Raw genomic sequence first — 12,784 nt, 5'->3', positions numbered from 1 at the left:
TTTATTACGGATTGGTTTGCTTAGGATTGTCCAAAATGGTATACGCTGAAAAAACCGACTGATCAACCGGTTTAAATAAAAACTGTGAAAACATATATAAACCGTTTTTCCATACTTTAAAATCGTGAATTCCGGGTTCGATGTAATAGATATGAGGCACATTGTTTTTAGACAAATAATCGTGAGTTCGCTTACTATTTTCGATAAGCCAGTCATTGTCTCCACAGGAAATCCATAGCAGTTTTAATTTCTTTTTTGCTGCTTCGGGATTGGGAAGCAGTTCTTCCGGCTTCTTAGTATTTGGAGCAGCAGAAAATGCGCCTACCCACGCAAATTTGTCTAAATTTCCTAATCCGAAATTTAAGGATTGTCCTCCGCCCATAGACAAACCTGCAATGGCGCGGTGTTCTCTATCTTTAAGAGTTGGATATTTTTTTTCGATAAAAGGGATCAGGTCATTTAATAAGTCTTTTTCGAAAACAGAAAATGCCTGTACTTTATCCGGTGCCATTATGTTTCCGGTTGCACTGTCATCTTTCATTGCTCTGCCGTTTGGCATCACTACAATCATGGGTTCAATTTTTCCTTCGGCATAAAGATTGTCTAATATAATCTGCGGACTTCCTCCGTTAAGCCATTCTTTTTCATCTCCGCCTATTCCGTGTAAAAGATATAATACTGGATACTTTTTCTTTTTATTGAATCCCGGAGGCGTATAAACGGTAACTTTTCTAGTTGTTCCCACTGTTTTAGATTCATAAGTGATACTTTCTATTTTTCCTGCTGGTATAGTAGTATTTATTTGATCAAAACCAAGTGGAGCCTGTACTATGAAAGGCGCTCTGCCTTCTGAGAATTTATATCCCAAAAGAGAAAGCATTTTTCCGGCATAACGTCTTCCTAATTCTCTGTAACCTGCAGCATTAAAATGTAAAAAGTCAGGTTCGGCGGTGCAGCCTTTGGATGAAATCACATATGAATTTTCTATTGTTTTTGGTAATGTGGCAATAATTTTATTCATGCTTCCACATTTACCGTTCTGGTCTTCGTTTACGGTTTCTCCGGAAAGTAAAGGGACTTTTTTAGGATCGAGATTCAGATCTTTCATCAAATTATCGTACACAATTTTTACCTTTTTTGTCCAAAGCGTATCACCTGTATTCGATTCTCCCTGATGCAATAGAATACCTTTAATAACTCCTTTCTTTTGTGCTATTTTTGCCAGCTCTACAAGTCGCTGATAAGGATTTCCGTCATATTCCTTAATCACCCCTTTCATCCAGTCTGGTGCTGTTGCAATATAATCTGCCGACTTATCTTTATCAAAAAGTTCAATTTTACAGCCTCCCACAGCTACATTTATAACGCCCACTTTTACATTTTTAGGAAGATTGGCAATCATGTTTCTTCCAAAATAATCCACTGGTGTTAGTCCGGTATTACAACGACACAAAGGCGGTATGGCGGTATACCAAGTTCCCTTTGTGCGTTTAAGTTCAGGACAATTGACTGCTTGTAAAACCTGAAATCTATCATCGACCCCCTCTTTATCCTGTGGTTCTATTTTAGCATATCCTTCCATATTCGATTGGCCAAGGCTCAAATAAACATGGAAATCAGCATCTTGAGAATACCCTTTTTGTACTATTAAAAAAAGAAAAGTAAATGCGAAAAACTTAATTATTGATTTCATTTTATCGTTATTTTTATTATCAAAAAAATCATTTAAAATCTGGATTGAAATAGGTAAGCAATTAAAAAAAGGCAAACTGTTATTTAAATAAATTAAGATCTACAGCCTCTCCCATTCTGAGGTAACCTGCTTCGTTTGGATGCAAAAAATCACCGTCATGCATGTTTCCCAAAATGGTTTTTGAACCTTCTTCTGAAACCATTGCTTTATCAAAATCAATTACAGCATCAAAGGCTTTACTGTTTCGAATCCATGCGTTTACAATATCACGGGCTTCTTGTTTATGAGGTGCATCATAAAATGATTTCTCAAAGGGTAAAATAGTACAACCGTACACTTTAATTCCTTTGGCATGTGCTTTATCGATCATGACTTTGTAAGCTTCAATAAGTTCCTGAGCTTTAGCAGGCGCATCTTCAGGATTTTTAATGCCTCCAATATCATTGATCCCTTCCAGAATTACGAGCCATTTTGTACCTTTTTGCGAAAGCGCATCTCTATCAAAACGATTCAATGCAGTAGGACCTAATCCTCCTTTAGTGACACAATTACCTCCAATTCCTAAATTCAAAACTCCTATGTGTTGCGTTTTTTTATTTGCCAATAATCTTGCGGATAAAATATCTGTCCATCGATTTTGTTTATTAGTACCTGATCCGCGGCCATCTGTAATGGAATTTCCTAAACAAACTATTGTCGCAGAAGTTTTATCAGCAATGACATCTAATCCCATAATCGAATACCAGTGATCTGTTTTTATGGCTCCATCAAAAGCTGCATTTTGAATATTATCTCCCTGAAGAATATATGAAGTGGTACGTGAGCCCGGATGTCCGGATGTTTTTACCGAAGCCGCTCCATAGTGAATGGTAATCGCCAGAAGCTGACCCGGTTGTAATTCAAAATCAAAAGCATCTGAAAATACTTCCTGTTCCGGATTTATTGTGATCTCAGAATTTCCATTAAAGCTAAGTGTCTTTTGAGTTTTTACATCAATAATTGGTGCGTTGACAACATTTGCAATGCTTACGGATTTCAAAACTGTTGGCTGATCACTGAATATATTAGAAAAGCGCAATTTCATGCGCTTTCCTCCTATAGAAACTCTAATAATTTGTCGCAGCGTATTTTCTGAAAGTCCGGGAGCAGGAGGCATATTGTTTGGTTCTACCTGCATCTGCGCACAAGCCCATGTACCAACCCAATTCTCATTGTTTGATTTGTTTTGTGCTATTAGGGGTGACTGATTAAATATACATCCCAAAAAGAAGAGGTATAAAAACAAGAGTCCTTTAAAATATTCCTTCTGCATGTTTAACTTTTTAATGATTATTGACTAGTTGGTACTTTTTTGCTACAGCTTATTTTTATTGTGGCTGAGCATCATTTGCAGCTGTTGCATACAATCCTACCAATGCTCCTGTAAAACCTCCTGCCATATTTGTTGAAAGGATATCTCCTGAAACACTTTCGCCTAAATTTATAAAATCAGCACCGTTTAGCGCATAACTAAATTCGTAGCTGTCTCCTGCTGCTTTTACCTGTAGACGCACTGGTTTTTTGATATCAATTTTAGCACTTGCAATGATTTTTGACTGTCCTTTTTCTGTTCTTTCCAACAGGATGTATGTATCTTTTCCTTTTTTTGTTATCCCAAAAACATAATTAAAACGCTCGTTTTGCAGGCATACAATTCCGGCCAGATCTTTTTCTGATTCGGGTTTGTAGTCTATTGTTGTGGCAAAAGAAAACGCGTTGTGCATTTGTCTGTAAAAAAGTGTCGAAGTGGGTTTAACTTCTTTAATATTTACTTCGAAAGGATTAATCTGAAGTCCTTTTTTAGTTACTGCAATAAAATTTTCTCTTGGTCCTCTAAGCCCTATCCATCTGTAATCTAATTTTTCAGACGTAAAATTTTCAGTAAACGTAAAATTACCATTTGGAAAAAATCCATCTTTACCCGTTTTGTTTTCACTAACTCCTTTTGGCATTTTTATTTTTGGTTCCAAAGGCACTAATCCGTTTTCAAATACCGGAAAAGTTCCTGACCAGTCTACAGGCAGCATAAAAGTTTCACGACCTGTATTTACTCTGTCTTTATCATTAGGACGGACACCCAGAAATACTCCGTAATATTTATTATCAGGTCCCTGAACTAAATCGGCATGCCCGGCCCAATCTACTTTATTGGTTCTGTTTTGAGGAAAATATCTTTGGGTAAGAATCGGATTATTTGATGCCGGTTTAAAAGGTCCTTTGGGATTGTCACTGATAAAAATAACTTCACTATGGTTTCCTCCCGTACCTCCTTCGGCACACATTAAATAATAATGACCGTCTTTTTTATATAAATGAGGCGCTTCTATCCAGATTGGTTTTTTAGAAAGATCGACGCCTCCATCTACTATAATTTTATCGGTACCCGGAATTACCTGGTCTTTTGCAAGATCATATTCCCAAATTTTAATGACACGATGTCCCTGATACAATTCTTTTCCTTTATCCGGAGCATCATTGTGAACTATATATCCTTTTCCGTTATCATCAAAAAATATACATGGATCTATTCCTTCAAAACCTAATTTTATTGGGCTTCCCCAGCCTTTCATCGGATCTTTTGTTTTTACTATAATATTACCCAAACCTCCTGAAAATGCTGTTACAATCATATAGAAAGTATCATTGTGAGGATTATAGGTTATACCTGGTGCGTAGACTCCGGCGCTAATTCCTGTATCATGCGGATTAAATTCGGAAACTTTATTTAACACCCCTCCAAGGTCTGTCCAATTCACTAAATCTTTAGAATGAAAAATAGGTACTCCCGGAAACATGGCAAATGAAGAACATACCATAAAATAATCGTCTCCTTTTCTGGTAATTGCAGGATCGGGATAACATCCCTGTAAAACCGGAGAATAAAACTCATCTGGTTTTAATGGATTATTTTTATAAATATTATCATCTCCCTGATAAACAACATTAGAAAAAACAGGTGCTTTTTGAGTTTGCCTTTTTATAAGGGTATCTTTAACCTGTGTTCCTTTAAACGAAAAAAGGATCAATAGTGGTAATAAAAAAAATAGTTGTCGATATTTCATTTGTACTAGCTCATTTATTATTAACATCTCTTTGAAAATGTTAGGTTATATTTTTAAATATTTAATTTGAAGTATATCTGATCTAATTTACAATACTCTTTTTTTATACATTATAAAAATAGTTATATCTCAGATACTTCCTTTTCAAAATTAAATTCCGAATTTAAAAGCCGAAGGAATTACCCCTCGGCTTCAAACTAAAGCAAATTTAAAAAAACCAACTTATAAGGCTACTCTGTAAAATCAACACTTATAATAGGATCAAATTTGCTTTGAAAAAAAATTAATAGCCCGGATTCTGGTAGGCTTTCTTATCTGCATCTGACATTTCCATACCATCTAATTGTCCTTGCGGAATAGGGCGCAGATAATGATGGGGTTCTATAGTTCTTGTAACCACCTGTGGTGTATGCTGTCCGTAATTTGATCCCCCAATTGTATATTTTCCGGCAAGCTCATTCCATTTTTGAGTTCTTACTAAATCATACCAGCGATAACCTTCTCCATAATATTCACGAGAACGTTCTGCCAGAATATAATTAATGTCAATTATAGCAGGAGTTGTACTTGTTAACAAAGCACTATTGTCTGCTGTTTTTGCCACTTTACCGTTATTATCCCAACGCCATTTTCCTGCTCTGGCTCTTATTACATTGATAAGATCTCTTGCTGATATAGCACCGGTTGCTCCTTTTACTGCAGCTTCTGCCGCAACAAAATAAAGTTCTGAAAATTTAGCCACCGGATATGGTCTTGTACTTCCTGCATTTGGCTGTCCTAATCCTCCGGCATTATCAGTACGGTATGGTCCTTGTTTCCATAAACCAGGATATACTATTCTGCTTATTCCCGATGGAGAAATTACATAATCAGATCTGCCTGGTAAAACTCCTGCACCAACACCATTATCCCCCGCTCCCGTAGGATATGTAATTGATGTTGCGGGTTCATCATTAAGAAAAGTTACAATAGCATCACCTGGTTTTATTGGTAATCCGTTGGCATTATACAATGTTGCTACGTCGGTTAATCCGGTTCCAAGTAAATTCCAATTTCCACGATATACAGTTGCAAATGTTCCGTCATATCTTGAATCGTTTGCTTTGTCTGCAAAAGTTTTCGTGAAGACTTCAATAGGCGGTACCATTCTTACCCACGGACGTCCTAAGAATTGATCAGCCGCACGCTGCACAGTAGAAACCGCAGCTCCAGAAGCATTTTTACTTCTTATAGCCGTATAATTCCATGTTCCCATCCAGCCTGCAAAGTTATCAGGTGATCCTCCGCTGCCGTATGTAAGACTTGCTCCATTATAATATTCGCTGGCTTCTGTATGATCTGCATAAAGCATTAATTCTTTATTACGATCATTAGATCCTAAGTTTACATCATAATAATAAGGCAATAATGCATACGATCCCGGATTATTAATTCCGTCTAAAGCTATATTATACGCCTGTTGAAAATACCATTGTGCATTGTGTCCGTCAGGATCTGTTCTTGGTGTATCAGGATATGTAGGGATATTGTTAGGATTTTCTAACCACCATGCATATGTCAGATAAGCTTTTGATAACATTAAACGGGCTAAAGTTTTAGTTGCCGTACCTGTTAATCTTGGAGTATTAGGCAATTCATTTACTGCTGCAACTAAATCCGGAAAAATAGCTTTTGTATATACTTCTGTTACCGTATTTCGTTTTGAAGATCTTGACGGTTTACTATTAAATTTTAGTTCTCCTGTTCCTAAATCTAAAGGAACACCTCCAAAATTCTGTACTAATAAAAAATAATCAAAAGCCCTGAAGAATTTAGATTCGGCAATTAAGCTACTTGCTACACCTACTGCTGCGCCATTTTCGATAATTCCGCTGGCGGTATTGATATCGTTATATGAATTGTTCCATACTACATCGGCTCTGCTCGAGGTGGCATTAATGACTCCAACTCCGGATAAATCATGATCTTTGAAATTTCCGTCGGCTTGTTGTCCATAAGTATTTTCATCTGTACCTGTCTGAACAGAATTGTAATAATAAGCCTGCCCGTATATCCAGCGTAAATGAGCATAATGCGAGGTTAACCCCTGTAAAACTCCCTGTTCTGTTTTAAAATATCCAGGTTCATAAAAATCATGTGGTTTTTCTTCTAAAATATCAGAGCAGCCTGCAAAGGAGAACAAAACTACTGATCCTATAATTAAATTTTTAAAAATATATCGTTTCATAGTTCTTCTTGATTAAAATGTTAAATTAAGTCCGAATAAAAAATTTCTGGTCGAAGGTGTATTTGTTCCAATAACCAAAAACCTGCGTTGATATGAATTTACTGCCTGATTTTCATCTCCAAAAGAATTTGTTTCAGGATCCATTCCAGACATTCTATGATAAGGAGAAAAGAATACAAAAGGATTTTGTGCCGTAAAATAAAGTCTTAGTTTTTCAATACCTAAACTTTTCATGAATTGCTGATCTAAAGTATATCCAAGTGTTAAGGCTCTGATTTTTACGTAAGATGCATCAAAATAGCCCATTGTTGACATGTATTTTGGGTTATCTCCGCTTCTGATACCTCGTGGATTAGGAAATTCAGCATCTCTGTTATCCGGTGTCCAATAATCTACATCGACATTACTTCTACGACCATTTAGAAGATTTAAGTAACTATTACCTCCATAAAGTGTACTGACTAATATCCCTCCGCTTTTGAATGCTCCAACAGCAGAAAAATCGAAACCTTTGTACGTTAAACTGGTATTAAAACCTCCTTGAAAGTCCGGATCAGTTTCTATTATTTGTCTGTCACTTGCATTAATGGCACGTGTTGGTGAACCATCCGGATTAAAACCTCCTGTATATTTAACCTTGATAGATCCTACTACTGTTCCTTGCTGGTTGATACCTGTTGGTCCAGGTTCATATGTAGACATGTATGGGTCACCTTCCTGCCAGATGCCTACTTTTTGATAATCATAAATAGAGTTGATATTGTAACCTACAAACCAAGAGTTGGCTTCATCTCTTTGAGATCCCGAGGCAAGTTTAACTAACTTATTTTGGTTAGCATATAAATTAACCCCAACTGTCCAGCTCAATCCTTTTGGATTATCGAGAATAACACCGTTCAAAGATATTTCGTAACCCTTATTTTCAGTCTCACCAACATTGGCAACATAACTGCTCACTCCTGATGTTGCCGGCAAGCCTACTCTTTGCAGTAAATCTTTTGTATTTGTTTTGTAATATTCAATTGTTCCTGATAAGCGATTATTTAGGAATGCAAAATCCAATCCGTAATTCCATGTTGTAGAATATTCCCATCCTAAATTAGGGTTAGGCAATGTTGTAACATATACACCTGTAGAATTTGTAGTTCCAAAATTATAAGGTCTTGTACTTAAAGCTCCCAAAGTTTGATACGGATCTACAGCCTGATTAGAAGTTTCTCCATATCCTGCACGTACTTTTAGTAAATTAACCCATGAAAGTTTTTTCATGAAAGATTCATTTGAAATTGTCCATCCCGCAGAAACAGCTGGATAGGTTACCCATTTATTTCCTTTGGCTAATCTTGATGAACCATCTGAACGAATTGTACCCGAAATAAAATATTTATTATCGTATGAATACATTGCTCTGGCCATATAAGAACTTAGACCCCATTGTGTATAATCTTGATTTGCAGGGTTTATAACTGCTTCTTCTTCACTCTGTCCTAAGTTATAAAATTGAAATGCATCCGAAGTAATTCCGTTTCTTGATATTTGCGAAGTATTTCCTGTAAACTGTTCATTTGAATATAATCCAACAAAATTTACAGTATGTTTTTCTGCAAAAGTTTTATCGTATGTTATCAGGTTTTCAATAAGCCATTGTGTTGATAATGTGTTACTAATAGATGCATTAGAGATCGTAGTAGGATTTACATCAAATACTCCTTGTCCTTCATAATAACCACTATTAGACAAACGCAAATTTAACCCGGTGTTCATGCGATATTTCAAACCTTGTACTCCTGGTATTTTCACCTCGGCAAAAATATTATTATACGAGCTAAAAGCTCTGGTTTGATTTACATAAGATTCTCCTAAATTATTAATGGATTCTCTAGTGTAAACCCAGTTCTCATCTGCTCCCATTCTAACGGTTCTTTTTAAAGATCCATCCGGATTATAAGGATTGGCTAATGGAGAGGTTCCCAGAATAGTCCCTGTACCTATGTTATCTCCATTGGTCACAGCGTAGTTACTATTTGTATTAAATCCTATACGAAAAGCGCCTCCCAACTGCTGATCTAAACCTGCTCTAATACTAAAGCGTTCGTATTTTTGCCCCGGCAGTACCGACTCTTCTTTGTAATAACCTAAACCCGCATTATAAGCTCCGTTCTCCGTTCCTCCGGAAACACTAACGTCATGACTAATCATTTCACCCGCTCCGTACAACGACTTCTGCCAGTCTGTATTTGTACCTCTTGATTCATCAATTCCATCTGTATATAAAGTGGTATAATCACGAAGTGCTGCAAACTTAGCACCATCCATCATATCGTATTTACCAAAAACTTGCTTGATACCACTGAATCCATTATAATTAAATGTAGCTTTTTGATTTTTACGTCCCTTATTACTTGTAATTAATATTACCCCATTTGCACCACGCGAACCATAAATAGCAGTTGCAGAAGCATCTTTTAAAACATCGACAGATTTGATATCAACAGGATTTATATCTCCTATAGAACCTGCAAACGGAACTCCATCCAAAACAATTAAAGGATCATTGCTTCCGGTTAAAGATCTGGTTCCGCGTATGCGTATCTGCATTGCTGCTCCCGGTTTTGTAGAAGTTTGTGTTAAATCTACACCGGCAAGTCTTCCTTGTAATGCCTGAGTTACGTTGGCAGCAGGTACTTCATTTAATTCCTTGCCTCCAATAGATGCTACAGATCCTGTTACGGCTTCTTTTCTTTGCGTTCCATACCCAATAACAACTACTTCTTTTAGAGTACCTGTATCTTCTTCGAGTTTTACATTAATTTGAGTTTGTCCGTTTATGGCTATTTCTTTGTTTTTTAAACCTATAAAGCTGAAAACAAGAACTCCATTAGAAGGCACATTCATAGAATAAGTACCGTCAAAACTTGTACTTACACCATTTTTTGTTCCTTTTAAATTTACGTTAGCTCCCGGAATTGGGCCATTGGCATCCGATACAGTTCCGGTAACTTTTGTCTGCGCACTAGAATGGAGTGATATCGCAAACATTAATATCAAAAAACAAAAGCATTTTAGATGCTTCGTTTTACTTGTAACAAAAAAGTTAGTCATAAAAATTAATGTTAGATAGTTAAAATTTAATTTTGGTTTAGTTAATAAGTGTATTTATAACAAATATAAAAAAAAGGAGTTAATACACAATCGGTTGTTTATTATTATTTTAAATATTTCACAAAAAAAAGTACTTTAAAAAATATTTTGCGTAATTAATAACTTAAAATAATAAACAATATCTATTAACTGAATTAGTTTTAATTGTAATTTTAATAATATTGAGGTATAATTTACATTTAATTAAAAAAAACATAAAAGTAAAACCGATTAGGCTGCCGTCCTAAAACAGTCTTTTTTTTAAAGTAAAAATATTGTTAAAAAAGAGATAAACAGGATAACAAAGCCTTATATATGCTATTAATAAGCATTTAACCTTGCTTTCTTTTGTAAAAAACAACCAAAAAAGCCATAAAAACAATCGGTTGTTATTAAAAACAGAAAAGCTTCTTTTAAATTGAATTTAAAAGAAGCTTTTGCAGTTATAAAAATGTTTTAAAAACCAGTAACCTTGATTTATTAAACTAATAATAAGAATATTATAGCTTCATTTTTTTGGCATCTTCAATAAATTGATTAAGCCCAATATCGGTTAATGGATGTTTTAGCAGCCCTTTAATTGCAGAAAGCGGTCCAGTCATAACATCTGAACCTACTTTTGCACAATTTACAATATGCATCGTATGTCTGATCGAAGCTGAGAGAATTTGGGTTTTGTATTCATAGTTATCATAAATTTCCCTAATCTCCTCAATTAGATGCATTCCGTCAGTTGAGATATCGTCTAGTCTTCCTAAAAAAGGAGAAACATAAGTTGCCCCTGCTTTGGCTGCCAGTAAGGCTTGCCCCGCCGAAAAAACCAATGTCACATTGGTTTTGATTCCTTTTGACGAAAAATATTTACAAGCCTTTACTCCATCTGCAATCATGGGTAACTTAACCACAATTTGCGGATGTAATGCAGCGAGTTCTTCCCCTTCTCTTACCATTCCTTCAAAATCTGTTGAAACAACTTCTGCCGAAACATCTCCGTCTACAATAGTACAAATATCCAGATAATGTTTCAAAATATTATCTTTTCCGGTAATACCTTCTTTTGCCATTAAGGATGGGTTTGTTGTTACACCATCTAAAACGCCTAATTCCTGTGCTTCTTTAATGTCTTGTAAATTGGCAGTATCTATAAAAAATTTCATGCTTTTGGGTTTTAATTTGGTTAATTATTGCGCACATCTTTGTCAAAGTTTAAAACTTTGACAAAGATTACACACAAAATGTTTATCAAATAGTTGTTTCAGAAATTAACTTTCTACAACTATCACATATCTATTATTAAATATACTGATTGATAATATTCTCAAACAATTCCTGTTTACCGCTTTGCAATGATAACTCCCCATTTTGGCTGGCAATATCATACAAATCTTTAAGGTTTAATTTCCCATCAGCAAAGTCTTTTCCTTTTCCTGCATCGAATGAACTGTATCTTTCTTTTCTTAATTTTTCATACGGAGAAGAAGTAATAATTTTATCTGCAGTCAATAATGCTCTTGCAAAAGTATCAGCACCACCAATGTGAGCCAGGAAAACATCTTCGATATCTGTAGAATTTCTTCTGATTTTAGCATCGAAGTTTACCCCTCCGCCTTGTAATCCGCCAGCTTTCAAGAAAACCAGCATCGCTTCTGTAGTTTCCTGAATGTTATTTGGGAATTGGTCTGTATCCCAACCGTTTTGATAATCTCCTCTGTTGGCATCAATACTTCCTAACATTCCGGCTTTTGCAGCCACTTCCAGTTCATGCTGAAAAGTATGTTGCGCCAATGTTGCGTGGTTTACTTCGATATTGATTTTGAAATCTTTATCCAAACCATATTCTTTTAAGAATCCAATTGCTGTTGCCGAATCAAAATCGTATTGATGTTTTGATGGTTCCATTGGTTTTGGCTCAATAAAAAAAGTTCCTTTAAAACCTTGCGATCTTGCATAATCTCTGGACATGGTTAAAAATTGTGCCATATGATCTAATTCTCTTCCCATATCTGTGTTCAATAAAGACATATAACCTTCACGCCCGCCCCAGAATACGTAATTTTCTCCATCTAAAGCGATCGTTGCGTCCAAAGCCAATTTTACCTGACCTCCGGCTCTTGCCACTACATTAAAATCAGGATTTGTAGCTGCACCGTTCATAAATCTTGGATTCGAAAAACAGTTTGATGTTCCCCAAAGCAATTTAATTCCAGAGGCTGCTTTTTTCTGTTTTAGATATTCCGTAATGGTTGCCAAACGTCTTTCCGATTCTGAAAACGTTGGTCCTTCGGCTACTAAATCATAATCGTGAAAACAGAAATAATCAAATCCCATTTTGCTGATAAACTCAAAAGCGGCATCGGCTTTATCTTTCGCTGCCTGAATTGGATCTGAAGATTGATCCCAGGCAAAATTTTGCGTTCCCGGACCAAACGGATCACTCCCTTGTCCGCAGAAAGTATGCCAGTATGCAATAGCAAATCTAAAATGCTCACGCATTGTTTTTCCGGCAACAACCTGATCCGGATTATAATATTTAAATGCTAATGGATTATCCGATTCTTTGCCTTCAAATTTAATTTGACCAATACCTTTGTAGTATTCTTTATTTCCTAAAACTATCATTTT

At 35.8% G+C, this 12,784-nt stretch carries 7 protein-coding genes; all 7 read right to left on the bottom strand.

Annotated elements, in window-relative coordinates:
* Positions 1–4: 4 nt before the first annotated feature.
* Positions 5–1,693, bottom strand: coding sequence for a sialate O-acetylesterase (locus CHB81_RS02825; RefSeq protein ID WP_217899706.1), 1,689 nt, complete (start codon positions 1,691–1,693; stop codon positions 5–7).
* A 79-nt stretch (positions 1,694–1,772) separates the two neighbouring features.
* On the bottom strand, positions 1,773–3,005 hold the full coding sequence (locus CHB81_RS02820) for an SGNH/GDSL hydrolase family protein (RefSeq protein ID WP_089350380.1): 1,233 nt from the start codon (positions 3,003–3,005) through the stop codon (positions 1,773–1,775).
* Positions 3,006–3,060: 55 nt separating this feature from the next.
* A complete protein-coding gene (locus tag CHB81_RS02815; RefSeq protein ID WP_089350379.1) occupies positions 3,061–4,794 on the bottom strand; it encodes a glycoside hydrolase family 43 protein in 1,734 nt (577 codons plus the stop codon).
* A gap of 283 nt (positions 4,795–5,077) precedes the next feature.
* On the bottom strand, positions 5,078–7,021 hold the full coding sequence (locus CHB81_RS02810; RefSeq protein WP_089350378.1) for a RagB/SusD family nutrient uptake outer membrane protein: 1,944 nt from the start codon (positions 7,019–7,021) through the stop codon (positions 5,078–5,080).
* A 12-nt stretch (positions 7,022–7,033) separates the two neighbouring features.
* Positions 7,034–10,123: a TonB-dependent receptor gene (locus CHB81_RS02805; protein ID WP_089350377.1), complete on the bottom strand. Its 3,090-nt coding sequence runs from the start codon at positions 10,121–10,123 to the stop codon at positions 7,034–7,036.
* 539 nt (positions 10,124–10,662) lie between these two features.
* Positions 10,663–11,319, bottom strand: coding sequence for a fructose-6-phosphate aldolase (gene fsa, locus CHB81_RS02800; protein WP_089350376.1), 657 nt, complete (start codon positions 11,317–11,319; stop codon positions 10,663–10,665).
* Positions 11,320–11,455: 136 nt separating this feature from the next.
* The gene (gene xylA / locus CHB81_RS02795) at positions 11,456–12,781 is read right to left on the bottom strand and encodes a xylose isomerase (protein WP_089350375.1); all 1,326 of its coding nucleotides are present in this window, start codon (positions 12,779–12,781) and stop codon (positions 11,456–11,458) included.
* Between the last annotated feature and the right edge of the window lie 3 nt (positions 12,782–12,784).

Origin of the sequence: Flavobacterium sp. ov086, assembly GCF_900187965.1 — a bacterium.
Classification (GTDB): Bacteria; Bacteroidota; Bacteroidia; order Flavobacteriales; family Flavobacteriaceae; genus Flavobacterium.
This window is presented reverse-complemented; position numbering and strand designations above follow the sequence as displayed.